The 25538-nt window shown below is 61.0% G+C and carries 30 protein-coding genes and 7 pseudogenes; 14 read left to right on the forward strand and 23 right to left on the reverse strand.

The genetic code is table 11. The features are described 5' to 3' along the window. Positions 1-5 precede the first annotated feature (5 nt). Positions 6-533, forward strand: coding sequence for a hypothetical protein (locus AB4850_RS26020; protein WP_414442346.1), 528 nt, complete (start codon positions 6-8; stop codon positions 531-533). Beyond that, positions 530-2071: a DNA topoisomerase gene (locus AB4850_RS26025; RefSeq protein WP_414442347.1), complete on the forward strand. Its 1542-nt coding sequence runs from the start codon at positions 530-532 to the stop codon at positions 2069-2071. Before AB4850_RS26020 ends, AB4850_RS26025 begins: the two co-directional genes overlap by 4 nt. Here AB4850_RS26025 and AB4850_RS26030 read toward each other — a convergent pair. From AB4850_RS26030 to AB4850_RS26045, 4 genes and pseudogenes are all read right to left on the reverse strand, one after another. Then, positions 2063-2308 (reverse strand): annotated as a pseudogene (locus AB4850_RS26030) (TrbI/VirB10 family protein); the annotation flags it as partial. The gene AB4850_RS26025 and the pseudogene AB4850_RS26030 overlap by 9 nt on opposite strands. Further along, complete coding sequence (locus AB4850_RS26035) at positions 2259-2453, reverse strand: DUF3817 domain-containing protein (RefSeq protein WP_414445616.1); 195 nt, start codon at positions 2451-2453, stop codon at positions 2259-2261. The gene AB4850_RS26035 and the pseudogene AB4850_RS26030, both read right to left, overlap by 50 nt. Before the next feature lie 167 nt (positions 2454-2620). Then, positions 2621-3487, reverse strand: a complete 867-nt coding sequence (locus tag AB4850_RS26040; RefSeq protein WP_414442348.1) for an SDR family oxidoreductase — start codon at positions 3485-3487, stop codon at positions 2621-2623. Between the two features lie 50 nt (positions 3488-3537). Further along, positions 3538-3912: an antibiotic biosynthesis monooxygenase family protein gene (locus AB4850_RS26045; protein ID WP_414442349.1), complete on the reverse strand. Its 375-nt coding sequence runs from the start codon at positions 3910-3912 to the stop codon at positions 3538-3540. A gap of 163 nt (positions 3913-4075) precedes the next feature. Between AB4850_RS26045 and AB4850_RS26050 the strand changes: the two genes are divergently transcribed. Continuing rightward, positions 4076-4606 (forward strand): TetR/AcrR family transcriptional regulator, encoded by a 531-nt coding sequence (locus AB4850_RS26050; protein ID WP_414442350.1) that lies wholly within the window; start codon positions 4076-4078, stop codon positions 4604-4606. Positions 4607-4704: 98 nt separating this feature from the next. Continuing rightward, positions 4705-5547: a haloalkane dehalogenase gene (locus tag AB4850_RS26055; RefSeq protein WP_414442351.1), complete on the forward strand. Its 843-nt coding sequence runs from the start codon at positions 4705-4707 to the stop codon at positions 5545-5547. Here AB4850_RS26055 and AB4850_RS26060 read toward each other — a convergent pair. The 3 genes from AB4850_RS26060 to AB4850_RS26070 form a co-directional block, all read right to left on the reverse strand. Next, entirely contained in the window at positions 5537-5851 is a 315-nt protein-coding gene (locus tag AB4850_RS26060; RefSeq protein WP_414442352.1) for an SDR family NAD(P)-dependent oxidoreductase, read from the reverse strand. The two genes, AB4850_RS26055 and AB4850_RS26060, sit on opposite strands and share 11 nt — an antisense overlap. Positions 5852-5999: 148 nt before the next feature. Continuing rightward, complete coding sequence (locus AB4850_RS26065) at positions 6000-6488, reverse strand: SRPBCC domain-containing protein (RefSeq protein ID WP_414442353.1); 489 nt, start codon at positions 6486-6488, stop codon at positions 6000-6002. 3 nt (positions 6489-6491) lie between these two features. Further along, positions 6492-7094: an NADPH-dependent F420 reductase gene (locus tag AB4850_RS26070; protein ID WP_414442354.1), complete on the reverse strand. Its 603-nt coding sequence runs from the start codon at positions 7092-7094 to the stop codon at positions 6492-6494. A 167-nt stretch (positions 7095-7261) separates the two neighbouring features. On the opposite strand from AB4850_RS26070, the gene AB4850_RS26075 reads away from it, so the two are divergent. Next, positions 7262-8224 carry a LysR family transcriptional regulator gene (locus AB4850_RS26075; RefSeq protein WP_414442355.1) on the forward strand — a complete coding sequence of 321 codons (963 nt, stop codon included), beginning with the start codon at positions 7262-7264 and terminating at the stop codon, positions 8222-8224. Between the two features lie 86 nt (positions 8225-8310). Here AB4850_RS26075 and AB4850_RS26080 read toward each other — a convergent pair. From AB4850_RS26080 to AB4850_RS26135, 12 genes and pseudogenes are all read right to left on the reverse strand, one after another. Beyond that, positions 8311-8955: pseudogene (locus AB4850_RS26080) on the reverse strand (DUF3363 domain-containing protein); the annotation flags it as partial. After that, a pseudogene (locus AB4850_RS26085) lies at positions 8955-9113 on the reverse strand (DUF2840 domain-containing protein); the annotation flags it as partial. The pseudogenes AB4850_RS26080 and AB4850_RS26085, both read right to left, overlap by 1 nt. 50 nt (positions 9114-9163) lie before the next feature. After that, positions 9164-10099 carry a hypothetical protein gene (locus AB4850_RS26090; RefSeq protein WP_414442356.1) on the reverse strand — a complete coding sequence of 312 codons (936 nt, stop codon included), beginning with the start codon at positions 10097-10099 and terminating at the stop codon, positions 9164-9166. 12 nt (positions 10100-10111) lie between these two features. Continuing rightward, on the reverse strand, positions 10112-10342 hold the full coding sequence (locus tag AB4850_RS26095; protein WP_414442357.1) for a DNA-binding protein: 231 nt from the start codon (positions 10340-10342) through the stop codon (positions 10112-10114). A 13-nt stretch (positions 10343-10355) separates the two neighbouring features. Beyond that, entirely contained in the window at positions 10356-12116 is a 1761-nt protein-coding gene (locus AB4850_RS26100) for a DUF2326 domain-containing protein (protein ID WP_414442358.1), read from the reverse strand. 22 nt (positions 12117-12138) lie between these two features. Further along, positions 12139-12387 carry an ABC-three component system middle component 8 gene (locus AB4850_RS26105; protein ID WP_094853047.1) on the reverse strand — a complete coding sequence of 83 codons (249 nt, stop codon included), beginning with the start codon at positions 12385-12387 and terminating at the stop codon, positions 12139-12141. Continuing rightward, positions 12356-13336 (reverse strand): ABC-three component system protein, encoded by a 981-nt coding sequence (locus tag AB4850_RS26110; RefSeq protein WP_414442359.1) that lies wholly within the window; start codon positions 13334-13336, stop codon positions 12356-12358. The genes AB4850_RS26105 and AB4850_RS26110 overlap by 32 nt, the downstream gene beginning before the upstream one ends. 24 nt (positions 13337-13360) lie before the next feature. After that, on the reverse strand, positions 13361-13681 hold the full coding sequence (locus AB4850_RS26115; RefSeq protein WP_414442360.1) for a helix-turn-helix domain-containing protein: 321 nt from the start codon (positions 13679-13681) through the stop codon (positions 13361-13363). Next, positions 13681-14043: a type II toxin-antitoxin system RelE/ParE family toxin gene (locus tag AB4850_RS26120; protein ID WP_414442361.1), complete on the reverse strand. Its 363-nt coding sequence runs from the start codon at positions 14041-14043 to the stop codon at positions 13681-13683. The genes AB4850_RS26115 and AB4850_RS26120 overlap by 1 nt, the downstream gene beginning before the upstream one ends. A 182-nt stretch (positions 14044-14225) precedes the next feature. Continuing rightward, positions 14226-14879 (reverse strand): annotated as a pseudogene (locus tag AB4850_RS26125) (tyrosine-type recombinase/integrase); the annotation flags it as partial. 59 nt (positions 14880-14938) lie between these two features. Further along, a pseudogene (locus AB4850_RS26130) lies at positions 14939-15211 on the reverse strand (DUF4123 domain-containing protein); the annotation flags it as partial. Next, positions 15183-15596 carry a PAAR domain-containing protein gene (locus AB4850_RS26135; protein WP_414442362.1) on the reverse strand — a complete coding sequence of 138 codons (414 nt, stop codon included), beginning with the start codon at positions 15594-15596 and terminating at the stop codon, positions 15183-15185. The pseudogene AB4850_RS26130 and the gene AB4850_RS26135, both read right to left, overlap by 29 nt. Positions 15597-15766: 170 nt before the next feature. Between AB4850_RS26135 and AB4850_RS26140 the strand changes: the two genes are divergently transcribed. Both AB4850_RS26140 and AB4850_RS26145 read left to right on the forward strand, forming a co-directional pair. Further along, positions 15767-16240, forward strand: coding sequence for a hypothetical protein (locus AB4850_RS26140; RefSeq protein ID WP_414442363.1), 474 nt, complete (start codon positions 15767-15769; stop codon positions 16238-16240). A gap of 27 nt (positions 16241-16267) precedes the next feature. Next, on the forward strand, positions 16268-16735 hold the full coding sequence (locus AB4850_RS26145) for a hypothetical protein (RefSeq protein ID WP_414442364.1): 468 nt from the start codon (positions 16268-16270) through the stop codon (positions 16733-16735). A 271-nt stretch (positions 16736-17006) separates the two neighbouring features. Here AB4850_RS26145 and AB4850_RS26150 read toward each other — a convergent pair whose 3' ends face one another. Next, positions 17007-17561, reverse strand: coding sequence for an OsmC family protein (locus AB4850_RS26150; protein ID WP_414442365.1), 555 nt, complete (start codon positions 17559-17561; stop codon positions 17007-17009). A 357-nt stretch (positions 17562-17918) separates the two neighbouring features. On the opposite strand from AB4850_RS26150, the gene AB4850_RS26155 reads away from it, so the two are divergent. From AB4850_RS26155 to AB4850_RS26185, 7 genes and pseudogenes are all read left to right on the forward strand, one after another. Further along, entirely contained in the window at positions 17919-18482 is a 564-nt protein-coding gene (locus AB4850_RS26155; RefSeq protein ID WP_414442366.1) for a TetR/AcrR family transcriptional regulator, read from the forward strand. A 126-nt stretch (positions 18483-18608) separates the two neighbouring features. Next, positions 18609-18950: a carboxymuconolactone decarboxylase family protein gene (locus AB4850_RS26160; protein WP_414442367.1), complete on the forward strand. Its 342-nt coding sequence runs from the start codon at positions 18609-18611 to the stop codon at positions 18948-18950. 69 nt (positions 18951-19019) lie between these two features. Next, positions 19020-19700, forward strand: a complete 681-nt coding sequence (locus AB4850_RS26165; RefSeq protein ID WP_414442368.1) for a DsbA family oxidoreductase — start codon at positions 19020-19022, stop codon at positions 19698-19700. A gap of 153 nt (positions 19701-19853) precedes the next feature. After that, positions 19854-20963: an alkene reductase gene (locus AB4850_RS26170; protein WP_414442369.1), complete on the forward strand. Its 1110-nt coding sequence runs from the start codon at positions 19854-19856 to the stop codon at positions 20961-20963. Between the two features lie 350 nt (positions 20964-21313). Next, the gene (locus AB4850_RS26175; protein ID WP_414442370.1) at positions 21314-22552 is read left to right on the forward strand and encodes a MalY/PatB family protein; all 1239 of its coding nucleotides are present in this window, start codon (positions 21314-21316) and stop codon (positions 22550-22552) included. A gap of 58 nt (positions 22553-22610) precedes the next feature. Beyond that, positions 22611-22829 carry a tautomerase family protein gene (locus AB4850_RS26180; RefSeq protein ID WP_036057610.1) on the forward strand — a complete coding sequence of 73 codons (219 nt, stop codon included), beginning with the start codon at positions 22611-22613 and terminating at the stop codon, positions 22827-22829. Positions 22830-23430: 601 nt separating this feature from the next. Then, positions 23431-24159 (forward strand): annotated as a pseudogene (locus AB4850_RS26185) (IS6 family transposase). 717 nt (positions 24160-24876) lie between these two features. On the opposite strand, the pseudogene AB4850_RS26190 reads toward AB4850_RS26185, so the two are convergent. The 3 genes and pseudogenes from AB4850_RS26190 to AB4850_RS26200 all read right to left on the reverse strand — a co-directional run. After that, a pseudogene (locus AB4850_RS26190) lies at positions 24877-25131 on the reverse strand (methyl-accepting chemotaxis protein); the annotation flags it as partial. Between the two features lie 33 nt (positions 25132-25164). Next, a complete protein-coding gene (locus AB4850_RS26195; protein WP_414442371.1) occupies positions 25165-25311 on the reverse strand; it encodes a hypothetical protein in 147 nt (48 codons plus the stop codon). A gap of 30 nt (positions 25312-25341) precedes the next feature. Beyond that, complete coding sequence (locus AB4850_RS26200) at positions 25342-25509, reverse strand: hypothetical protein (protein ID WP_414442372.1); 168 nt, start codon at positions 25507-25509, stop codon at positions 25342-25344. Positions 25510-25538: the final 29 nt, after the last annotated feature.

Raw genomic sequence — 25538 nt, forward strand, 5'->3', positions numbered from 1 at the left:
TCGAATTGAAGACTCTCATCCTCGCCGAGAAACAAATGGGCGAGCACTCCGCCTTTCTCGCCCTGGCGTCCGACGCGATCGCACACTACGTGCGCTCGCTCGGACGCTTCACGCTCGCTCGAATTCTCGCCGATCGAGCCTCCCCCGGCTCGGACGACGCCATCGCCCGTCATCGCGCCTTATTCGAGGCCGCGCAACGCGTTCAGCTCGAGGTTGATGATCCGCGAACCATCGCGGACCTCGTCAGCGACATTAGCCGGCGCACGCGGAAATCGCAGATCTATGAGCAATGGGGGGCCGATCTGCTCAATGCGGCCTCACCCGTGGCCAAGACGCTACCCCCGCTCTCGCTAGACGCCTTCATGGTGGCAATCGGCGCCGCCGAATTGCGCCGTGCAGCGGCAGACGCTGGTCACGCAGTGGCCGAAGCACGGGCCGCACTCTACGGCGACGATGACGATGATGACTTCTACTACGGCGCCGTCGACGACGACGGCGATGACGACGCCGTTGACGACGGAGATACGGATTGAAGACCCTCATTCTTGCCGAGAAGCCTTCCGTGGCTTCCGACATCGCAAAGGCGCTCGGTGGATTCCAACGCTCGGCCACCGGCGACTGGGAACGTGCCGATACCATCGTGTCCAACGCGATTGGCCATCTGGCCGAAATCGCCGCGCCCGAAGCGATCGCACGACAGACGCCCGTCATCCCCGAGGCCTTCGAGGTCGTCGCGCTCACGAAGACCGAGACGCACCTCAAGCACGTCGTCAAGCTGATCCACCGTGCCGACGTCGACCTGTTGATCAACGCCTGCGACGCAGGCCGCGAGGGCGAGCTCATCTTTCGCCTGATCGTCGATTACGCCCGGTCGAACAAGCCTATCAAGCGCATGTGGCTTCAATCCATGACACCCAATGCCATCCGCGACGCGCATCGGTCCCCGCGCACCGATCGCGAGATGGTGCCGCTGGCCGCCGCGGCTCGCGCGCGTGCCGAGGCGGATTGGCTGGTTGGCATCAACGGCTCGCGTCTTTGCCGACGCGTCACAGGCCAGACCACGCCCGTCGGTAGGGTACAGACGCCCACCCTGATGATCGTCGTCGAACGCGAGGAAGCCATCCGGTCGTTCGTCGAACGCGTCTACCATGAGGTCCACCTGCAGGTCGGCATCGCCGCCGGCGAGTTCAAGGCAGTATGGCAGGCCCCCGAGCGAGCGTCGGCATTGGATGGCACACCGCGCGAGCGTCTTTGGAATCGGCCCTCAGCCGATGCGATCGCCCGGCGCTGTGAGGGTCGGCCCATGCGCGCGCTGAGCGAGGAAACGTCGCCGAGTCGCAAGGCGCCGCCCCCGCTCTTCGATCTCACCACGCTGCAACGCGAGGCAAACCGCCTATTCGGCTTCTCGGCTAAGAAGACGCTCGATCTGGCCCAGGTCCTGTATGAGCGCCACAAGGTGCTGACCTATCCCCGGACCGACGCGAAGGCGCTGCCGGAGGACTACGTGCCGACCGTCACACGGACTGTCGAATCGCTTCGCGATCACGGCTACGCGCAGCAGGCCACGCCGGTCCTCACTCAAGGCTGGATCCGCCCTATCAAGCGAGTCTTCGACAACAGCAAGATCAGCGATCACTTCGCGATCGTGCCGACCGGCAAGCCCGCCGAAGGCCTATCGCAAGACGAATCCCGCATCTACGACTTGGTCGCCCGCCGGCTGCTCGCGGCGTTCTATCCCGACGCCGAATTTTCCTCGACTGTCCGCACCGCGCTGATCGGCGAGGATATCTTCATCGCCCGCGGACGCGTCTTGACCACGCACGGTTGGCTGAGCGTCTATCAGGACAGTCAAGGGGACGCCAAGGACGCACCGACCGCACTCCCGCCGCTGCGCGCCGGCGAGCCCGCGAAAAATCTCGGCGTGCGCGTGGTCAACGGCAAGACGCGAGCGCCCGACAGGTTCACCGAGGCGACGTTGCTGTCCGCTATGGAACATGCTGGCCGCCAGGTCGAAGAGGAGGCGTGGCGCGACGCGACGCCAGCCGCAGCTTCTTGGTCGTGCTCATCGTGAAGTCCCCCGGTTGAAGAACAGCGGCTGGTACGGCCGCAGTACCAAGTCGCGGTTGACGATGATGCGCACCGGCAGGCCCGGCCGCTCGGTCAGCGTCGGCTGGATGTTGAGGTTGCGCCTGGTTATCTCCTGCCCGGCCTGGTTCACGCTGTCCTGCAAGCTGTCGCGTCCGGCGATGATGACGCGATCACCGTTGCGGTTCTCCGGCGCGGCCAGCTCGGCGCCGACGCCTAAGCATCCAGGTGTAGAGAACGAAAGCGACGCCGTGAACCGGTCCCATGAGCCGGGTTGCGGGCGGAAACGCGGCCAGATGCTTGAGAGGAACAGCCACGCAGACAAGCAGAAGGAGCGTTGCCCCTTCTACTAAAGACACAAAACGCATCTTCCGGAGCTGCGACAAGTCCTCGATTTGTTCGGCTGATGAGATCACTTAACCTCCTTGGGAACCTTCCAGAGCGGTTACGAATGTGCGGCTTCGCTCCGCTTTGCGCATATCGCACCTGGGCGGCCGTAAATGAGATTGCGCCATGCGCGCGCATCAGCGGGTAGTTATTCGTCGAAAACGCCGCGGTAATCTCTTACGAACTGCGCCAGCGAGCCCGGCTTCCGCTGCAAGATCCGCTCGACGGTGGCGCTCGACTGATCGCCCGGGACCTCAGCATCGGCCGCGGCGACACCGAAAGCCTCGACCAGCCAGTCCGGTAGCCCAAACTTCTTCAGGTTCTCAATGAAGTCCGCCGCCGACACGTCGAGGTATTTGATCGGCCGGCCAAGGACGTCGGAAAAAACCGCTGCCTGAGCGTGGCCGTCCAGCAGCTCCGGGCCATTGAGGTCATAGGTCTGGCCACCATGTCCCGGCTCGGTGAGAGCTGCGACGGCGACGGCAGCGATGTCACGGGTGTCTAGCAAGGCGATTTTCTTGGCGGCCGGCCCCATCGTGAAGGCGCCCTGCTTGATCTGGCCGGCGCTGCCGAAGAGGTTCTGCATGAAGAAGTTTCCGCGCAGAATGGTGTAGGGAATGCCGCTGTCCTTGATCTGGCGCTCGGCTTCCGTGTTCCACACGCCGAAGCCGACCGTGTGGTGCTCGGCGATTTTGCCGGACAACTTTACGAGGCGGTTGACGCCGACCTTTCTGGCCTCGGCAAGAAGCCGTTCTTCCTGATCCGCCGCGAAGGGCGAGCCCGGCGTCACGAGGAACAGCGTGTCGATGCCCTTGAAGGCGGCGGCAATTGTCTCGGGATTCTCGAAGTCGAGCACCACGCCTTCGATGCCGGGTTGTTGTGGTGCGGCGGCCTTGTCCTGGCTGTGGAACCCAGCGCGCGCCGCGACGCCTTTGTCCGAGAGCTGTTTGGCAACATGCTGGCCGACTTTGCCGCCTGCGGCCGTAATCAAGATTTTGGGAGTTTCGTTCGTCATGATTGTGTCCTTTGGGGATCGTTGGAAAATTGCTGTGTTGGGTGGCGGCGCTATTCGCCGGCGGCCGGCACCGACTTGCGGAGCACGTAGGGCACCGAGTTCGAGCTGCCCGCGACCTTCACGGTCTCGGCCATGAGCGCTTTGACCTTGGGGTTTTCGCGCGCGGCCATGACCGCTTCGCGGCTTTCCCACTGGCCGTAGTTGACGATCTGCGTGCGATCGAGGCTCAGGTGAAAGCTAAAGGACAGGAAGCCCGGCACAAAGCGAACGGTCTCCTCTGCGGAATGCACGAGATACGACAGCACCTCCTCGGCGCGCTCGGGTGTGACTGTGTAGGTGTTGATCGTCGTGACGTGACCGGCGTTTGGGTCGAGGATCGTGAGGCCCTTTTTAGGGGCTGTGGTGCTGCTGGTGTCGATTTCCATGTGGTACCTCCTAGTTTATTTAACTATACGTTCCGTAAATACAAAAATCAAGACTTTCCTTTACGTGCCGTTCTGATAAAATAGGGGGATGAAGACAAACCCGCCTGCGCGGACCCGGACGGGTCGGCCGCCCGGCGCCGCGGCGGAATCACATGCGGCGATCATGGACGCCGTTTTTGCACTGCTACAGGAGGGTCCGGCCAAGGACCTGACGATGGAAGCGGTGGCTAAGAGGGCCGGCGTGGGCAAGCCCACGCTCTATAAGTGGTGGCCCTCAAAGGCCGCGCTCATCATGGCCATGTTCCATGAGCGGATTGCCGTCGCGGTGAAGGCTCCCGCGTCCGCCGCGACGGCGGAAGAGGCACTTCGGACCACGATGCGTCGCTTGATAACGGGGCTCAACGGCCTCTTCGGGAAGGTTCTAGCCGATCTGATCGCGGAGGGCCAGGGCGATCCGGCCCTTCTGCGGGACCTGTTTGACGATCACATCAAGGCTCGACAGGTGGCCGATATCGCCGAGATCGAGCGCGCACAGGCGACGGGTGAATTTACGGCCGCGGTCGATCCGGCGCAGCTGATCGACATGCTTTTCGGCTCGCTGATTTACAGGCGTCTACTGGGTTTGCCTTTGACTGAACAATACGGGGACGCGCTGATCGACGTGGCCCTGCGGGGCGCTTGGCCTCGTAGTTGAGCGGGTCGTCGAGGAAATCGGACGGGAGGCGACCGAGCTCGAAACATCGACTTCGGCTGATTCGGCAATGTCGAGACCCAAAAGCTCGCCTGGATTCGTTGCGATCCCGTGTCGATGGTGCCGACCGCGCCGCCTTTGCAGGGGCGGCCATAGCTCTCTCAATCCTTCGCCCCGATTACTCGCACCCCGGAAAGGAAAACCGTCATGGTTCAACGTCAAATGAAGCGGATCGACATTCTTGGCTCGAAGATGGCTTATGTCGAACATGGGGACGGTCCGGTCGTCGTCTTTCAGGCGTGGAGGATCAGGCTCGCTATTTCGAAGCCTTTGTCGAGGCACTCGGTGTGAAGGACCTAGTCTTGGTCCTGCATGATTGGGGCTCGGCAATCGGTCTGGATTGGGCCCGCCGTCACCAGGACCGCGTCCGGGGCCTTGCCCTGATGGAGTTCATCACGCCGATCCCAACCTGGCTCGACATCGACTCCCCCGCCCGAGAAGCCTTCCGCGCCTTCCGGTCAGATCAAGGTCGAAAGCGTCTGATCGACGAAAACCGGTTCATCGAACAGGTGCTGCCGGGCGGGGTTGTCCGCAAGCTGACCGAGGAGGAGATGGAGGCCTACCGCCAACCATTCCTGGACCCCGCGTCGCGTGAGCCTGTCTATCGCTTCCCCAATGAGCTCCCGATCGCTGGCGCTCCAGTCGATGTTTGGGCCATGGTCCACGCCTACATCGCATGGCTCCACGAGACCGACATCCCCAAACTGCTCTTCTTTGCTGACCCCGGCGCGTTCATATCCCCCACCCGCGCCGCCAAACTCCAAGCTGAGCTGAGGAACTGCACATCGATCCCGCTTGGGGCCGGCCGTCACTTCGTGCAGGAAGACCACGGAGAACTGATCGGCCGAGAGATCGCCAAGTGGCTGCCCACGCTTAAACCCTAAGGTGCCGGCGTTTAACGCCGTCCGCCGACAGACCAGACGCGGAGCTGAACATGTCGGCGTCAGCCACATGAGCGACAAGGGCCGCTGATCCCTCGGGCGTCGCGAGGTCGGCGGCAATGCCCGTAAATTCGGCGTCGGGCACGGCCGCACGCAGCTCCTTCACCGCTGCGACGACCCGCTGTTCCCCACGTCCGTTGACGACCACCGATGCACCCGCACGCGCGAGCCCTTCAGCGATTGCCAGGCCGATACCTGCGGTCGATCCCGTGACGATTGCCTTGCGGCCTTTGAGTTCGATCTTCATGTCTTTCTCCAGTAGAGAGTGAGAAGTCAGTTCGGGGCCAAGGCGGCGCGCTCTGACGAATGACAGGCCGAGCGCCACCAGCACGGTCGAGCACTGCAGAATGGAGTCCACGCCCACGTCGCGATACAGCGCCCAGCCGGTGGACTGTTTACTTCGCCGCTTCCGCTGCGCGGGCGAGCCTTTCGACCCAATCCTGGTGATAGCGGTACAGACCACCGGGATGCTGGCGGCCGAGCAACTCGACGAAGAACTCACCCTGCTGCGTCTCCTCCGTCAGCACGTGACAGCCCTCTGGGGTTGGGCTGATGACCCAGCCGTGGTATGCGCTGGACTTGGTCTCGTCGCCGTCAACCGTCGTCGCCCACGCGAGCCTCCGGTTGGGCACACACTCCGTGACTGTGAGGCTCATCGGATAGCCAACCGTCACCCGGTGGTACCGGGTTCCGAGCTTCAGTTCCTTCTCGCTGGACAGGATCTCGACCTGATCCTCGGGCGGAAAGTAGCTGGACCAGTTCACTGCGTCGACAAGCAGCTTCCACACCACTTCGGGAGGTGCCTTCACGTCGATGTCGTTGAGCGCGTAGATGGCTGATTTCTTCGGGTCATACCGTTCGGGCCAAATCACATGGTCGTACATGGGTCAGCCCACCTTTTTAAACAGGTCTTGAAAAATCAGCTGCGTCCAGTTCCTTCCCCGGGCCTGCACCAACTGACCGCCTTCCGCGAGCTTGCCGAGACTGATCGGTGCGTAGCCGAGTTGCTGGACCAGGGCGGCGACCGTCGCCGTCGCGCCTTCGTCGTCGCTCGACAGAAAGATCACCCGACGGCCGCCGGCAGTAGCAGGCTCCTGCGCGAGCACGCTTGCCGGCAGATGGTTGAACGCTTTCACGAGGTGCGCGCCAGGCATCGCCTTCGCCACGATCGCCGACGAAGGCAGGTTGTCGAGGTCGGACAGCGGTACGCCATAGGCATTGGTGACGTCGATGACGACCTTGCCCTTCCATGTCGGGGCGGCCTTGGCGACGTCGCGGTGCGCCCAGAAAGGGACTGCCAAGAGAATCACGTCGGCCTTGAGCGCTTCCTCCAGCGTCAATGGCACGACATTGCTACCAAGCTCTTTGGCCAGCGCCGCGATGGAGTCCGAACCGCGGGAATTCGCGATACCGATCGTGATGCCGTTGCGGGCGAATTGACGGGCGAGGGCTGCGCCGACGGCGCCGCTGCCGATGATCGAATAAGTCATTGAAGACTCCAGGGTTGAGCGTTCTCAATCTGCAACCTGCCGCATGAAGTAGTGCTCTTCGTGGGCAGCCTTGCTGCGTAGGTCACTACTATGGGGACAAGCGACGCATCTTAGAAGACGGTATATTGAGATACATACCATCTGTTTATGAGATGAAGGAAACACCAATGCTCGATGGCATCTCTCTGGATCAGCTCAGAACCTTCATTGCTGCCGTGGATGAAGGCAGTTTCTCGGCCGCAGCTCGCAAGCTCAACCGGGTTCAGTCAGCGGTGAGCGGCTGGGTCGGTGGACTGGAAGACCAAATAGGGGTCGTGCTCTTTGACCGCTCGGGCCGGTTCCCGAAGCTCACGCCAGAGGGTGCGCTGTTGCTCGCAGACGCCCGCAACATCGTCTCCGGCGTGGACACGCTGAAGGCTCGTGCCAAGCTGATGACTTCAGGCGTCGAGCCTGAACTCGCGGTAGTGGTTGACGTGTTCTTTCCGACCGCCGTGGTCAGCGCCGCCGCGAAAGCATTCGCGCATCGGTTTCCATTGACGCCGCTGCGCCTCTTCGTCGAGGGTTTGGGAGCGGCCTATCAACCCGTTCTGGATGGTCGATGCAGTCTTGGCATCCTGCCGCCGTTGCCGCAGGCATTTCCGTCGTTGGTTAGCGAGCGACTAGGCGAATTGTCATTGGTCGCGGTCGCCGCACCAGATCATCCGCTCGCGAAAGTGGAGCATCGGATACCACCGCGCGTGCTCGCGAAACACATCCAACTCGTTATTACCGACAGGTCCGACCTTACGGCCGGTCGAGACTTCGGCGTCGCTTCACCATCGACTTGGCGTTTGGCGGACCTGTCAACGAAATATGCGTTCCTCAAGGACGGCGTGGGATGGGGAGGGATGCCCTTGCACATGATCGAGAAAGACATCGCTGCAGGCACGTTAGTCGTTCTGGATGTGGACGAAATGCCAAGCGCCACAGGTTGGGTGTTGACGATGTCCGCTTTCTACCAACCTTCGCAACCACCTGGGCCCGCAGGGAGATGGTTTATCGATCACTTGAAGACCTTGTGGCATCAACCCGATCAGACGCCTTTGGTAAGTGGCGTCGTCACGCGTAAGGCCGGTAGAGAAAGGAAATAGCTACCGCCTTCGGTTTGCACGCCGCATAGCGGTAGATTGGCCCGTATGGACGATTGCTCCCGAATCCCGGACAGAGCTGCGTGTCGTCCAATTCCTGGCATACGTTGTCGCCCAATCTCCCAAGACACACCACCGCCGCGCACCGTCGCGGCGAGTTGCTGTCCCGACCGCGGTTCAATTACCGGTTTCCAAGGCACCAAGCTGAACCCCATGCCATCGTCGAGCATGGCGTAGCGCCCGCTGGCAAGCATGACGCTGCGCCGGTAGATGCCGGCCACGCGCTGCCCGTCGGCCACCGGACGGTGCTCGAGGCCGGTTTCTGCGGCTATGCCCTGCGCGGCCTTCGCCAGTTCGCGCCCGCGCAACGTCGCCAGCAGATTGCGAGCCAAAATCACACGCTGCCCGCGATGCTCGGCCAGTCCCTGTTCGGCCAGGAAGTCGGCGCGCTGCCGTAGCGCATCCTTGACCTCGGCCCCAAAGCCCAAGTCGCCAAACCCTTTGCCGCCGCCGATCAACTGCTGGTCGAGCCAGGTGGCACCGATCACGCGGGTTTGCCGCTCGACGGGCAGGTGCGATTTCATCTCCACCGCCATCCCGCCGCTGCGGCGTTGCGTATCGTACTGGCGACCACGCTCGGCCAGGTCGTTGGGGATGCGCCAGACGCCTTCGGCTTCGCGCTCCACCACGCCGGCGCGGCGCAGGGCTTCGAGCCGGCGCACGTGCGCGGCCAAGCCTGCATCACCATGAGTTGCCAGCGCACGGTGCCGTACTCGTTGGCGTGCCAGCGGATGCGGCAGAACATCGCGCCAGGCAGGAACACCGCGACGCGACGCCAGCGGTCGAGCCGGACGATACGCGCTGGCTCGCCGAAGCGCAGATAGAGGTCGATGCGTTGCTCAACGTAGGCGAGCGATACGCGGGTTACCTATGCTTCCGCGTCTATCGAAGGGCAACATCGAACGGCGCGTGCACCGAGCGAAATGTGGTGAGGATGCGGTCGCGGGCCGCATCCAGTTCATTGGCAACACGAGCGCTGAGCATGTACGTGGGGCAGTCCTTATTGCCGCAACTACAGTGACGAATCTCGCCTTCCCGAAGGCGCGAGACGAAGATGCGGCGCAGTTCATCGACCTGGCGCACGACCTGCGCCAGCACCGTGCGAACGCGCTGGTCCCGAATGTGATGGATCGAGGGGATGCGCCTGATTTCCGCACCTTCGCGGGTTCGCCACACACCGGTATTGAGGGCACCGATGGTGTCCTCGACGGCTTGCTGGAACGCCGGCAGCGAACTCTCCTGCTGGAACGGCGTGCGAAATGCTGGCCGGTCGAACACCGCGGCCATCAGGCCCAGCGCATCAGCGTCGGACAGGTCTGGGAAGTCGTCAACGAACTTGCGGATCTCCGCTCCGGCTTCGGGGAACTCGACACCCCGAACGAAGCGATGCAAGAGATATTCGCCGCGCAGGCGCAGGTTCTCCTCGAACTCGACGCTCGACCAGATCGTCACATGCTCGACGCCGAGTGCATCAGCGGCGTCGGCGATCCGTGTTCTGCTGGCGTCGGAGACAGAGCCGCGGCAGACGAACTTGAAGACATCAGGTCTGCCTCCGACAACCTCGACGGCCTTCTCCATATCGGCGCGGGCCTTCGTCAGCGTCAGCGAGTCGCGGTTCGCGCACTGGATAATCGTCTTGCGCGAAGGACGATCATCGAACTCCTCGATTCCGAAGATGTCTCGCCCCTGGTCGCCGCCCGATTGACCATGCCAGATCAGGTCACGCCAGCCGGCACGAACGTGGTAGGCAAAGACAAGGCGTTCAAATTGAACGCCGCTATAGTCTTCAAAGTGGATCGGATGAACGGTGCTCGCCATAGGCAACGGGCCTCATGCCGCATGGACAGAGGGCGACGATGGCGGCGGCTGCACGGCCAGCCGCAGTCCCATTGCCTTGAGGATGGCCGGCACGCCGCCGAACGCCTGCGCTATGTGGCGCAGCACGGTCAGCAGTTCGGCCTGGTTGCCGTCTTCCAGAATGCCGTTGATGACTTCGAGCGCGAACGCCGGATCGCTGCGGTACAGCTCGGCCACCGCCTCGTCATGGGGTCTGCTTCTCATCGTCACCTCGAAGTCACCACGCACGCATTTTGAAGAGTCGCCCTTGTTCACTCTCGTCGTGCAGAGTCACGACAATCTCGTCGGCACTAAATACAGCTTCGTCATCGCCAGGCCGCAAAGGCAGGTCTGAGTCAATCAGTGTGATGATGGGTTGAAGCCCCAAGTCGGCATACCGGCGAATGACCGCCAGCAGATTCTCTTTCTTGCGATCATCCAGGGACTCGAACACGCCGTCGTGGTAAACGAAGCGCGGGAACTTGTCGTCCAGGTGGGCTCGCAAGATGGCCAAGTCAAAAGCGATGCACAGCAATTTCCTGTACGTATGTCCAAGGTCGGCACTGGTTGCATTACCTGACTCGTCAAGAATTTCCGCCCTGAACTCCAAATGCCCCACCTGGTTCGGCGATACGCTCAGCAGCGCCTTGCGGTCGATTACCTCTTCGACAATCTCGCTGAAGAACACGCGGATCGCCGAGAACAAGCTGTTCTGATCAGAGTTTTGCTTCTCGACATCCGCCTCGATCTGGGTCTGTAGATGCCCACGCTCTTCGGTCAACGCCCTGATCTCGGTTCGCAGCTCCTGCAGACGATGCAGGAAGCCGCGTTGACGCTCCAGGGAAGTGATGTCAGCGCGCAGCGTCACCATCTCGTCCGAGACCTGCTTGTACTTGCCAAAGATGTCGGTTCCACTCAGGAATGAAAGCATCTCCGAGCGTTTTTTGCCCAAGGTATTCAGTTCTGCATTGATGCGCTTAAGCTCAGCTTCGACCTCTGCGCGTTCTTCCTGCAGATAGCCGCGGCGCTCATCGGTAATTGCCCGATTGAAGGCAATCAACTGCTGGAAGTCCTTCTTGATCTGCCCCTTGAACAGGACGCCGGCTTCCTCGAACAGGCGCTGCGCTTCGTCAGGGTTGAAGAGGATCTGATCCTCTTCCAGCGAGGTGATGATCTTCTTCTTGTTCTGGTTAAGCGAGTAGCGTTCGGCATTAAGCGACGCGATGCGCTCGTCGATGTCATCGACCAACTGCTTGGTGCTGTCTTTGTCCTGAGCACGAAAGTCGAAGGCGTCGAGCAGTTTCTGCTTCTTCTCAGCCTCTTTCTGCTTGAGCAGCAGGATGCCCTCGATTTTGCTGATGTCCTCAATGGACCCGCCCAGCTCGTTCTTGATGGTCTGCGCGGTGGACTGCTTCTCCGCGAGCTGCTCTTCCTTCTCGTAGTGCTGCGCCACTAGTTGAGCGTCAAAGCCAAGAACGTGAGCCAGAAAAGGCTTCCAATCCGAATGCGCAGCCGCGAACTTGCGCAGATGAAACACGTCGCGGAAATCGTCCTGGGAGCGCAGCAGGTAGCCCAAGCCTTTGCGAAAAGCCCAAGGCTTGAGTGCACGCCAATCAAGCAGTCCATCCAACAGGTCACGCGCTCGCTCGAAGGGCATGTCCTGGTGGTCCCACTCCGCTAGCGGTAATCCTGACAAGTCCTGGTGCCCGGCCTCGTGGCGCTTGAAACTAATCTTGGTGGCTTCTTCCACGCCACGCCGGATCGTCACGAACGATGCGTCTTCCAGCTCGATCTCCAGAAAGAAGATGAAGTCCTGGAACAATTCGGCGTGCTTGAAAAGAAAGAACTTGGGGTCGCGTTTGGCAAGGAAGCCGAAGTCGAGCAACCGCCCAAGCGTGGTCTTACCGAGGTTGTGAGTGTCCTTGTTTCGGTTCTCCGGCAGGCGAATTTCAGCCATGACGACATTCAAGCCCTGGACGAACTCCACGGGCTCGAACAAGTCAGGCTTGCTGGAATAAAGTCTAGACAGCTTCATTTGGCCCCATGTACTCCACGGCGTCGGTCTTGGGGCGATATTCGATCAGGCCCATGAGATACAGAAAATTCAATGCCGGCAAGAACAACACGTCCCCGCCGACGACACTTTTTTTCGCAAACTTGCGCAGCACGTCGTACTCGTCCACGCGCCGCGCCTTCAGGCGAGCCAACAGCAGCAACGAGACGTTGATGACCGTGCGATCAGGGTGAGAGTGCTTGGTCGGCCGCAGCATCGCCCACCTCCCCGATATCGCAGTTCCAGTACATGTAGAACAGCACGGCGCGCGTCAAGCGCTTGTGGGCGTGCTGTCGCAAGACAGGATCGCGGCTGAACAACAGGTCCACCAGATACTCCATAACCTCGTCGAAGGTTTGGTAGTCCTTGCGCTTGGCGATGATCTTGAGTTGGAACTCATCGACCACCGACTCGTACATGCGCAGCAAGTCGAGGTTTTCCGGTGCTGCCAGGAAAGCCCGAATTTGAGCGGTCTCCTTCAGGTACCTCCGCCGCTGCGCCTTGGCGTAATCGGCACTCATGTTGTTGAGTGCGTTCTTCTGCTCGTAGGTCACGCGCGCAGTCGGTGGATCGTCAAGCAGTGCGACCACACCATCTTTCTGTCGGGCCAGCGCTTGCACTACTTCGGCTAGGTCATCGGGGCTGACGATCAACGGCGAATCGACCGGATCGAGGTCTGCTTCTCTCGCGACTTCGGGGAAACGTTTCAGCCAAATCTCCAGTTGCTCCAATCCGCAGAGGTAGATCGACGGGGCGGCAATTCCACATTGAGACGCGATGTAATCGCGTATCTCCGTTTCGGCATTGCCCGCCAGACGACGGTTAGCGAACAGCATGTAGTGATCGAGCTGCTTGGCCTCGCGCAGTTTCTTGACGCGGGGAATTTCTTTGCCCAGAACGGTGTTCGCGGCCGTCGTGCTGAAGAAGTCGGATTCGGAGAAATTACGGTTGTAGCCGTTGGTGTGCTTGGCCTGGACGATGGTTGTACCGACCCACGGCGCTGTTTTGCTTGGATGCAGTTCCGCCGTTCCCATGAACTTGGCATCGCGTCCGCCATCGGGCCCTTTTGCAAAGCCCTGTACGGAAGCCCCAAGCAGCCGCTGGCACAGGAGAACGATCAGCGTCTCGAACTGACCATCACTCAGGTCTTCGTATGCGAATTTCATTGCGGTTCTGGCTCGCTCGGCTCGTTAAGCTGCAACCGTGATGCCGGCAGCATGGGCACGTCGCGCCGGCCTAACGACGATTTCGACATGCTGGTCTAGGGAGACCAGCGCCTGCATTAGGCGTTCAAGCGATATGTTCTGCAGCTTGTAGCGTCGCACCTGAGACACCTTGGGCTGTGTCATGCCGGTGATGTGAGCCGCCTCAATCTGGCTAAGGCTGCGCTTATCGATCAGCTCGTTCAGCTTGACCGCTAGGACGGCCTTCGCTGACAGCTCTTCCGCGTCAGCGAAGCCGAGGTCAGCCAGCACGTTGTCGGTACCTTGAGGATGGTCTTTGCGCGTCATCACGATCTCCCGCTCGCACCATATCGGGCGAGCACTGCCTTCAACCGCTTCTCGATCAACCCCACGTCCGGCTGAGGTGTGGCAATGCCGGACTTGGATTTCTTCTGAAACGCATGCAACACATGCACGGCGTCGCCTACGCGCACGGTGTAGACCGCGCGGAACGTATCGCCCCGGTGATCTTCCACCAGTTCATACACTCCGGAGCCGAGCCCTTTCCAGGGCTTGGCTGAACCGGGAGTGCTGCCCAACTGGACAACGAAAAGCGCGACCCCCATGTCTTTCTGTACCGGGATGGGGAACTCCTTGAAGTCCTTCTTCGAGGAGCCTTCCCAGTAAAGGAGCTTGCGTTTCTCAGACATGGAGTATACCCGTTCGGATATAGAATGCAACCACTACCGCACCCATGCGACAACGGCCTCCGTCCGTTCGCTCTCGTACAGCTTGCATGGGTGAGGAAGAATGCGCGGCCTCAAGCAGCGCGCAGGTCTCACCGAGCGCCGCTGGCGCGGCATGCCAAGGCGCATGAAGCCGCTGAGCTGGTTCACACCGTGGACTCCTCGGCGCGTCGTGCGCCGATGATCGTCTTGCGCCGGCTTGCTACCAACTCAGCCGCTTCTCGCACCGGCTTGTCCTCGGTATGGACGTAGCGCATGAACATCACCACGGTCTTGTGCGCCGTCAGCGCCATGCCGACCTTGACCGGGATACCCGAGTTGGCAATGTCGGTGGCCGAGCGATGGCGGATGCCATGCGTTCCCACATGCGTCGCACCAGCCGCCTTGAGCGCGCGGCTCCAGCCGCCGTAATACTCGCCCGTGGTCAGGTGTTGCCCCGGATGGCGCGGCGACGGCAGCACATAGGGGTTGTCCTTCTGCCGTGGAGCGGTCGAAAGCAGCCGGTAGGCTTCCTCGCTCATGGGCTTGGACATGCCTCCGGTCTTGCTGTCGGGCCAGACGACGCGCCGATTCTCCAGATCAACCCATGCCCATTCGAGCGAGACGATTTCGCCACGGCGGCCGGCAAACTCGAATTGCAGGCGGATCGCCAACGGGATGACGTAGTTCTCCAGTCCCTCGGCCTCGATCTTGTCAAGCTGCCGGAACAGCTTGCCCATGTCCTCGTCGCTGATGAGGTGGGTGGACTTGCCCGCAGGAAACAACTGAATATGCCGGCAGGGGTTGCTGCCGTCAGGCCGAGCGCGTCGATCCGGTAGGCGCTGATCAGCCACGCGACGCCGCCGGCGCCGTCGGCCAGCGAGGCCAGTCCCGCGCGCGTCGCGCCACAGGCGAGCTCATAGTCGAATAGCCAGGGCCCGGCGTCGGCCAAGGACGCGTCCGGCGTCTGGTCGAAGAGCGCTACCGATGCCTGCGAGCGCTGCGGCACGCCGGCCTGGTCGGCATAGAGCAGGCCGTCGACCAGGGCATAGAGCCGCACGGCGGTCGAGAGCTGCTGTTGCCGGGTGTCAAAGAACGCCCGGATCGCGGTGGAATCCATGCCGTCACCCGCGCGCGACCATCGTCGCGGCATTGGCGGCCGCTGCCTTCAGGCACTCCAGGCAAAGTGTCGGCGAGGGGGCGAGCGCCAGAGCAACTGACGCAGCGATCGCCGCGCCGGTCGACGCCACGCCGGCGCCGATGTCGTCGAGCGACATGGCATGTTGGGACGCGATCAACGTCGCGGCGCAGGCGGTCTTCATGCCGGCGACCGCCGTGTCGCGCCCGTTAATCTGGTGCGGGATCACCCGCCCGGCATCCGGCAGAATCGGGAACACGCCCTTACACTGCGGGCACATGACCTTGTGCCCTACCCCGGCAATGGGCTTGCCTTCGATGGTCGCGGACGCATCCCCTTCGAGCACGCGGCCGCCGTGCGTCGTCGTGTCGCCGACGCAGATCATGGCTCGTTGTGACATCGGCCCTCTCTCATTTCGTTTGATTTTCCGAGAATCTACCATGCCAGCGGCACCGGCACGACGCCCTCCGGCCGCCAAGGCGTCACCTCGCGGTTTTCTGACCAGGCTTTGCAGTTTTCGTCAATTTGATGCGGTATGCTTCGACGGCTCTCGTGGAGACCAGACGACAGATGCTGATTCGGGAACAAGGAAGGCTCATCAAGGTGATGCGGGCAGAACAAGACATGCGGTCGCAGCCGCGTAGGCGGACGCGCCACGTGGTCCTTGGCGTCTTTCATGCCGACGGCGAGGTGCCCGCTTCGTTGGCTGCCGCGCTGGCGCCCGAGGAACGCCAAATCCTGTCTCGGTGGCTAGACGCGTACCGGCGCAGTCGGCCGGCCACTTCGATGCCGCCGGCTGCCGGGGGCAACCAGCAAGATCTCGAAGCGCTCGTTACGCGGGTCGCCGCAGTCGCCGATTCGGTCCGCCCGGCCGAAGCCGAGGCGCTGCGATCCCGGCTGCAGCGCGTCAAGCGCACCCTGACCCGGTCCGCCCACGATGTGAGTCGTCGAAACGGGCCACAGCAATCATCGCCAGGCGCGCACGTCGACCTGGTAGACGCCGCCTCATCGGTCGGCACCCAAGGCGCCACGGCATCCTCGTAGGGCGCTGGTACTCGTCGGAAACGGTCCATGGCACGACAACACCGCACCCCGCAGCGACGCTCGCAGCCATCGGCGAGCGCCCGGCTACAGCGCACGCTGTTACTGCCGCTGCCCCAGCGACACGCTGAAGAGTTATCACTGCAATATCACACGGCTTTCCAGGCCTTGCGTATGCGACAGGGATGCGCGCATGGACTAGCCATCCTGTTGCAGCTGGTGGTCTTGGCGGGGTTTATCGACGAAGCCCGGCGACATGAGATCCGGGCCGAGGTCCTGGTCGCCGCGGAACGCGGCATCAACGTCGCGCTCGAGCACGGCAAGGCCAGTGGAAAGTGGATGCTCGACGCCCAGACCGACGAGCTCATGGCCTCGCTGATTGCCTGGCAAGACGGTCAGCTTCGCACCATGCCGCTGTCGGTGATGCGGCAGGCGCTCGATCGGCTTGAGCGCCTGCGCGACGGAAAGTCATTCAACCAGCTGCCGACGCGGCGGTAGCTGCCTGGCAGCATCGTGTAGCGTTAGATTTCGAATGCGCTGCGGTCCTTGCCAGCGATCCACGCGGGCGCCTTCACACCACCGAGTCGCACGAAATCACTCGTCGGCACCACACGCCCGCAGACGCGACAACGTGGCTTTGGCTTGATCACTTCGGGATTCCAGTTGCCCCCTGCCATCGCGTCTTTTCCACGGTGCCGGCCAGGCCGGCGTTGTTCAGCGCGTCGCGGAGAACGCAGAACGCGGCCGGTATCGCAAGTACCTCCGCTGGTTAGCCTTCGCGGACTTCGAGAGTCGAGACCATGCGGATCGCCTTCGAGAAATTCGCGAGGTTGACCGAAGTTTTCGTCACGACCCGGTGCAACTCCTCGACACGCTCGCGCGAAGCGTCCGTGTGCAGGCGAACGACATAGCTCACTTCGTCGTATCCCGGGTTCACGCTCTCGTCGAGCCCGAGGAAACCACGCAAGTCCAGCTCACCATCGGTCTCGATTTCCAGACTGTGTACAGTGATGCCCATCGCGGCGGCGTTAACCACGTATCCGACCGTCAAACAAGCGTTGAGTGCGGCCATGAGCAACTCTTGCGGATTAGGCGCGCTATTCGTGCCCAAGAGCTGGGTGGGTTCGTCCGCTGCGATTTCGAAATGCCGCTGGTGAGTCACCCCGCCCAGCTCATAGTGGCTGACAGTCGCAACGGAACGCGTCTGGTGTTCCCAGTTCGTCTTGACGTTGAAGCGCGCGTTTCGCTTCGTGTGGTCCGTGGCGACTTCTTGCGCGAATTGCTGCAAAGCTGGCACATCGATTCCGTTCGGGTGGGTAGTCATCTGCTGGTCCTCCTAGGTGCGCTCTCGCGCATGGAAAAGTTCAAACATGCGGAAAACTACCATCTAGTTGGTAGTTTTACAAGAGCATTTCTCGCCCTTGTTGTCGTGACGCTCCTTCGAGATTGATAGAGGAATTCACCGCGCTGCCCGCTCAAAGAAAAAAACGCACGAGGTCGGTGAGTGCAATTGGGGACACGTTCCTCTGCCATCTGCTTGCGGGGCGTCTCTGCAAAGTTGGCCCGCTGCGAAGACGAGATACGCCGTCATGCTTGACAAGAAACCAACTAGTAGGTAGAATGCGTTTGCAGTGATTCGTTCGGTCCGTTCAATTGAAGATGGCAGTGTGCCGGAGGATACATGGCGGCAGGTACGCGCGACGCGTTGGTTCAAGCTGCGGAAGGCCTGATGCGCTCGAGGGGTTATGCCGCCTTCAGTTATGCCGATCTGGTCGAAACCGTTGGCATCCGGAAGGCAAGCATTCACCATCACTTCCCGACAAAGGAAGATCTGGGCGTTGCGATTGTGGAAGCCTATGTTGCGAGAGTGGTGGAAGCGTTCGAGCGAATCGACCGCGAGAATGAGGACTTCTGGGACCGCTTGAACGGATTTTTTGATACCTTTCGCGCCAGCAGTGATGGAAGCCTGCTCCCGCTCTGCGGTGCGCTTGCCGCCGAGATGGCCGCTTTGCCGCCCGAACTGCAGAAGCTCACTCAACGGTTTTTCGAGCTGCAACTGCGCTGGCTAACCAGGGTCATCGACAAAGGCATCAGCGACGGCGAGATCCCCGCCGGTGTGGGGAGTTGCCAGAAGGCGTATCAGGTATTGAGCGTTCTAGAGGGAGCCAGCTTTGTCGAGTGGGTCATGAAGAACGGCGAAACGCTCGACCACGGCATCATTCGACTCATTGTCTCCGCAGCATAAAAAGGCGATCGCTTCCCCAAACGATTCATCGTTGCACCCAGCGCCAGAGCCGTTTTCCGTGTGAAATGGCTCTTTTATTTGAGCGTTTATTCTACCAACTAGTTGGTTGTTTTTTTGGAGAAAACCATGGAAAACTGGGCTGAAACAATCGGCGCCGTCACCCGTCGCGTGCATGAACTCGCACGGTACACCCCGGACACGCTCAAAGGTGTTGGTTTGCTCGGTGCCGCCGGCACCAAGACAAATCATCTCGATGCAAAGACGCGAGAACTGATTGCGTTGGCAGTCGCTGTCACAACACGCTGCGACGGCTGCCTCGCTTTTCACGCGGCAGAAGCCAACAAGCTCGGTGTGACGAAGGAAGAAGTTGCAGAAGCACTTGGTGTCGCCATCAATCTCAACGCCGGCGCCGCTGTGGTCTATAGCACTCATGTGCTCGACGCGCTGGACCATCTCGGTCGCGAGTAAATGCCCTACCCGGCGCAACCGCTGCGAGCGGAGCGCCACGAGGCAGCAATTTCTTGGTGAGGATGAAACATGAAGCGGGTCAATGTAGAAGTGTGGTCGGACTTTGTCTGCCCCTGGTGCTGGATCGCAAAACGACGCCTGGAAAAAGCGATAGAAGGCGTGACGCAGCACGTCGACGTGGTCGTGACACACAAGTCCTACCGTCTTGCGCGAGGCATGGTTCCGACCGGCTTTACAGACGCGCTTTATGCCAAGTTTGGAAACCCGACAGCAGCGCAAAGAATGATGGATGCGGTGTGCTCGGCCGGAGCCCAGGAAGGTCTGAACTACCGATTCGAGACCATGCGCTTTGGCGACACGAGCGACGCGCATCTACTCGTTAAAAGTGTCCAAACGCCCGAAGACAAACAACGGATGATCGAAGCGATCTACAGGGCCGCGACGACCGACGGGATTGACATCTTTGATAGAGCCGCGCTCATCGACCTTGCGAAGAGCATCGGCATTTCTGCTGCGTCGCTCTCCTTCGACGATCGCGAGTTGGTGTCCGAAATCGCGCGAGATGAAGCAGAGGCAAATCGAATCGCAAATGGCGTTCCGCTGTTTGTCTTCAACAACCGAACGTACCTCTCGGGCGCACGTGAAGTCGCCGTGTTCGAAAAAGCGTTGTTCGACTCCGCCGAGAACGTACCGGACGAAAGCGAAGACACCGGAGGCATGAGCTGCAGCATCGACGGGTGCGCTCACTAGGCAGGCAGCCCCCCCATTCACAAGGTATCGATTTTTTCCGGACTGACCGAAATGCGCGTGAAGCAGATTCCCGGCTGTTAGATAGCCATCCGTTTCATTTCGCATTTAACCCGACACTCGCCAGCGCCCTGGCGCACCTACATTTTGAGCAAAATGATGAGTAAATTGTTTACAACCTACGATCTCTCCGGGACACAGCTCGCCAACCGCGTCGTCATGGCACCGATGACGCGCACGCGTACGCCCGATAACATTCCCAACGATCTCACCGCGCTCTACTACGCGCAGCGTGCTTCCGCCGGCTTGATCATCACCGAAGGTCTTCCGGTGTCCGAAGAGGGCCGCGGCTATCTGTATACGCCGGGTCTGTACACCGACGAGCAGACGGAAGGATGGCGGAAGGTCACCGACGCCGTGCACAAAAAGGGCGGCAAAATCTTTGCCCAGCTCTGGCACGTTGGTCGGCTGTCCCACGTTTCCATCCAGCCTGGCAATGCGGCTCCGGTTTCGTCGGGCGAAGTGCCGGCGACCACGACCATGGTCTACGCGTGGGTAGAACCCGGCAAGGAGGGCCCGGTCCTCCCGAGTGTGCCGCGTGCGCTGACCACGGACGAAGTGCAACGTATCACTCAGGACTTCGTTGCATCCGCGCGTCGGGCGATGGACGCAGGCTTCGACGGCGTGGAAGTGATGGCGGCCAATGCCTTCCTGTTCGACCAGTTCCTGAGCAGCGCGCTGAACACCCGCACCGACCAATATGGCGGTTCCATCGCTAATCGTCAGCGCTTTTTGCTGGAGACGATCGACGCCCTGGCAGACGCCATTGGCGGTGAAAAGGTGGGCCTGCGGGTCTCGCCGTTCGGGCGCATCTACGATATGGAGGCCTTCGAAGGGGAAGCGGATGCGTGGGCGAGCATGGCCTCGGCCTTGAACGAACGGAAGCTGGCGTTCGTGCACCTGAACTATCAGACGACCATTTCGGCAGCAGGTACTCCGGATGGCTTTGGTGCGGCCTTTCGCAAAGCCTACCAAGGCACGCTGATCGGCGCCGGCGGCTTCACGCAGGAGCTCGCCGAAGCCGAACTGGCGAAGGGAGAACTTGACCTGATCGCGTTCGGCACGGCCTTCATTTCCAATCCCGATTTGGTGGAGCGGATGAAGAACGGTTGGCCGCTCACGGAGCCCGATCGGTCGACCTTCTATGGCGTCATTGGTGCCAAGGGCTACACCGATTATCCGATTTTCGAGCAGGAAACCGCGTAATCGGACTGAAATGCCGACGCATCATTCCGGTCCCCGACATGAACGCGAGATGAGGTACGGCGGGCTCGGGCTGCTTGCATGGGAAGTCTCCGAATCAACTTTTTCAAGTCGTTCGAAGTGCTTCCCATCGGCATTTAATAGCATCAGAAGATCTGGCGAAACTTGGCCGGCCGACCACGATCCGGACCGACCGACGCGTCGCCTCAGGTTGCGTGCCACATTCAGACTCCCCATCGACGTCAATGCAGGCCTTCGAAGCTGTTGCGCGTCATGGGACCGAAAGGTCAAGCGGATATGCCGTCGTCCGTCGGTGCGATAGACCAACAGCTGCATCGCGCGAGGCTCGTTGAATGCTTGATCTCGTACATGGAGAATCCAGTATGGGCTATAACTTTGATCGCTCGATCTCCCGCCGCAACACAAATGCAATGGCGGAGGAAGGTTTCGCGAATTATCTGTTCGGAGCGGATGCACCTGCACTTGCACTCGAGATGCCGAGAGAAGAGCTGATATCGATGTGGGTCGCTGACATGCAATTCGCCGCCCCCGATGCCGCCATACATGCCATTACCGACCGCCTCAAACATCCCATCTTCGGCTACACGGCAGACCTGGACGAGCAGCTCTATCAGGCTTTCCACTCCTGGTGTGCGCAACGATACAGCTGGCATTTCGCTCGCGAGGAAATGCAGGTCTCACTCGGCGTCATACCTGCCCTCTTCGCGCTCGTAGAATATGTGTGCCGCCCCGGCGACAAAGTGCTTAGTCTGACGCCGGCCTATGGATACTTCAAACACTCGGCGCTTCAGCGCGATCGCGAATTCGTGACGTCGCGCATGCTCGCATCCGACGACGGCAAGTACTCGATCGACTTTGAGGACTTCGAAGCGAAAGTTAGCGATCCTGCGGTGAAGCTCTTTTTCCTCTGCCACCCTCACAATCCGACCGGCCGGATCTGGACAAGCGACGAGCTGCGCCAAATGGGTGAACTCTGCATCGCAAACGGTGTGAAGATTGTTTCTGACGAGATCCATTGCGACTTGCTAAGAACCGGCAATGCACACACGCCGTTGGCGAAGTTGTTCCCGAGTAGCCCGGACATCATCACGTGCATGGCCGTTAGCAAGACGTTCAATCTGGCAGGAATGATGATCGCGACCGTTATCATCCCGGATCCGGAATTGCGCTCGGAATGGAAACGGCGCCACTACCCGTTCGTGAACCCGCTCAGTCTCGCCGCCGCCATCGGTGCGTACCGCGATGGCGCTCCGTGGTTGGATGCGCTGCGGCTGTATCTGGACGAGAACTTCGCCCTGACTCAACGCTTTCTGAGCGATCACTTGCCAAAAGCAAAATTTCGCGTTCCGGAAGCGACCTATCTGGCGTGGATCGACCTGCGGACCTATTTCGACGATTCAGTCAACCTCACGCGTTTCTTTCTTGAAAAATCAGGCGTCGTTCTCGAAGGTGGAGAGATGTTCGTCGAGAACGGCGACCGTAGAGTGCGACTCAATCTTGCGTGTCCTCGGGCGCAGCTTCGGCTGTCCCTCGAACGAATCCGAGATGCAATCGTGAATCAATACCATTGAATCAAGCAGACGCAAGGCAAGACAGCAGCATCAACTCAAACGAACCCAAGGAACACTTATGCCGCTCATTAATGTAAAAGTCATCGAAGGCGTTTTCTCCGCAGCCGACAAGGAAAAGATCATTTCTACCCTCACCGACGCCATGGTGTCGATCGAGGGCGAAAATATGCGGCCCGTTACCTGGGTCATCGTTGAAGAGGTAAAGAGCGGTGACTGGGGCATTGCCGGCAACGCACTAACAACCGAGAGGGTTAAGGAACTGGCCGCAGGTCAGTAACTGGCTGGCTCTGAACGGGTTCCAGCGGCAGTGAAGTGATCATCGCTTATGCCTTTGGAGCCCTTTTTCATTGCTTCCACGGCATGCTACCTATAACGCGCAGCCAGCAAGATTGATCGAGTGTGCCAGGTCACCGTTCCGAATTTCAACAGCCGCGCTGTTCCAAAGTGAGCACGGCGACAAGAGGCGCGGGAGGTCACAATAGCCAATCCGCCGATCTTTGCGGCGGCTTCGGTACCGATCCAAATACAGCCGCGCAATCGTCGCGATCGGCACGCGTCTGACGCGCGCAGCGCCGCGAATTAGTCGCGGCTATAGGTGCGCAGTTGCAGTTGTTCCGAATGGGGGCCGTTGGCCATTGTGCTCAATAGTCCGCTGGATCGGGGTAACGCGGGAGCCGAGCTGCGCGCGCAGCCAGCCATCATCGGCCAGGGCGTCGATCACGGCCGGCGGGACGCGTTGCCACCACAGTTCCTGGTCCGCGCGTGCAGGCAATCCAACGCAGCTACGCAACCGGTCTAACCAGCTGCGCGGCGCGGGAACCCTAGGCCATCGGTACGGCGCTGTCACGTTGACGGGTGTGGTCGCGTAAGATGCCGCGCTGAAACCAAAAGCGCTCTACCACGGCCATCGATTCCCCGAAGCAATCATCAGCCAGGCGGTCCGTTGGTATTTCCGCTTCCCGCTGAGCCTACGCGACATTGAGGAACTGCTATTCGAGCGTGGCGTGATCGCCAGCTACGAGATGATCCGCCGATGGTGCGACAAATTAGGTGCAGCCTTCGCCCAGCGGGTCAAGGCTGCGCGACGAAAGCCGGACCGCACCTGACATCTGGACGAGATGTTCGTGAATCTGCGTGGCGAGCTTTGGCTGCTGTGGCTGGCGGTCGACGAACACGGTGCCGAGCCGGATATTCTGCTGCAGAAGCAGCGCGACAAGTCCGCAGCGAAGCGCTTTTTCCAGCGTGTGCTGCATTCCTTTCCTGCGCCGCGCAAGATCGTCGCCGACCAGTTACGCAGCTACCCGGCTGCCAAGGCCGGCATCCCGGAGCTCGCCAACGTCAAGCACGTGTTCGTGAAGGCCGCTGCCCGCGTGAACAACCGCGCCGAGAGCAGCCGTCAGCCGACCCGCGAACGCGAGCGACGCATGCGGGGATTTCGCGTCCCGAAGCGCACTCAGGCTTTCCCCGAAAGCTTCGGGCCGATCCGTCAGCACTTCGCCCTGAAGCTGAATCTGCTGCGCGCTTCGCTTTTTCGCAAACACCTCGCCGTACGCTTCTCGGCGTGGCGTGAATTGACCGGGGTCACCCCGAATCCGTCCGCTGCATGAAACATGCAGGTCGCGCTCGCGCCCCTTGCGAACATACTCTGCTAACGTGACAGCGCCGGTCGGCGAAGCTCACATCGGCCGGGGTAACCGGATTGGCAGCCTCGACATCGTGATCGACCGTAGCGACGATCGTCTCGGCATACCAGGGCGGCCGCAGAGCCCGTGTACCTCGGTGCGAGCCGCTCGGCGGTCCATATGAAGATCCTATTGAAGAGCGTGGCGAACGTGTCCAGAGACGGCGCGGCGCCAGTGTCCAGGCACGTGACGAGCGACGTTCCGGTCGCCGCCTCCTCGGGCGAACAGCTCGGTGCGAGGCGGCACCAACCAGAATCAGCCTGTCAACTCCGCGGGCCTGACCTGCCTGATTTCCCCAGACCGTTTCAATCCCGAAGAAAGGCAGTGGCCGGTAGGCGGCCGACATTCCATTCGATCTTTATGAGCGCGTTGCGTATCCTCGTCACGCTTGCTCAGGAATCGCTGATCGCCCACCCGCGAGAGTTGCTTCGCGCGCTCCTGCGCCTCCAGGTATCGATGGCTCGGAACACCGAGCAGTTGCTGGTCGTGCATGGCCAGGGGTATTGTCAGGTTGTTGCGCGAAGGCTTGTATAGTAGGGCATGAAGAAATCGACCGATGCCGTCCACTGCATGAAACATGCAGGCTCGCTGCGGTTCGCCTCGGGCCGTCCCCCGGGGCCGAGATGCTCGTCGCGATGGTTTCTAGGCCGCCGTCACGCGGAAGAACGAAATCGCCTCCGCCAGTTGACGCCCCTGGCCTTCCAGCGATGCCGACGCGGCCGCCGCTTCCTCCACGAGCGCGGCGTTCTGCTGGGTCACCTCGTCCATCTGCACGATGGCCCGGTTCACTTCCTCGATGCCGCCGCTCTGTTCGCCCGAGGCCGTCGCAATTTCTCCCATGATGCCGGTCACGCGCGCCACCGCCCGCGTGACCTCGGAGATGGTGGTACCCGCCTCGACGCGCGAAATCTCGGCCGCCAGGCTGCGGCCTTAATCGGTCACGTCGCTTGCGCCGGCCACCATCGCACTGAACCGCTCGAGATTGGCTTCTACGCGCCGCTCGGCGTCCTCCACGGCGGCTTTCTCGATCGCGACGTCTGCGGGGGTGGTGACCAGCACCAGATTGCGCACCGCCATGGCACGATCGTCGACGGCGGCACGGATCGCCTACGCCAGCTGCGCGCGAGCGGCCACGCCGGCGACGAAGCCTGAGAAGCGCTCGTCGGCCTGGTTCAGGGCGTGCAGCGCAAAGGCGGATACGACCAGCACCTGCCCGGCGAGCAGGCCGAAAGTGCCAAGCAGCTTCGACCGTATGGTCAGATGTTCGAAATTCATGCCCTTCCCCGTCTATGGATGGCGATCTG

The organism is Burkholderia sp. 22PA0106, assembly GCF_047497155.1.
GTDB lineage: Bacteria > Pseudomonadota > Gammaproteobacteria > Burkholderiales > Burkholderiaceae > Burkholderia.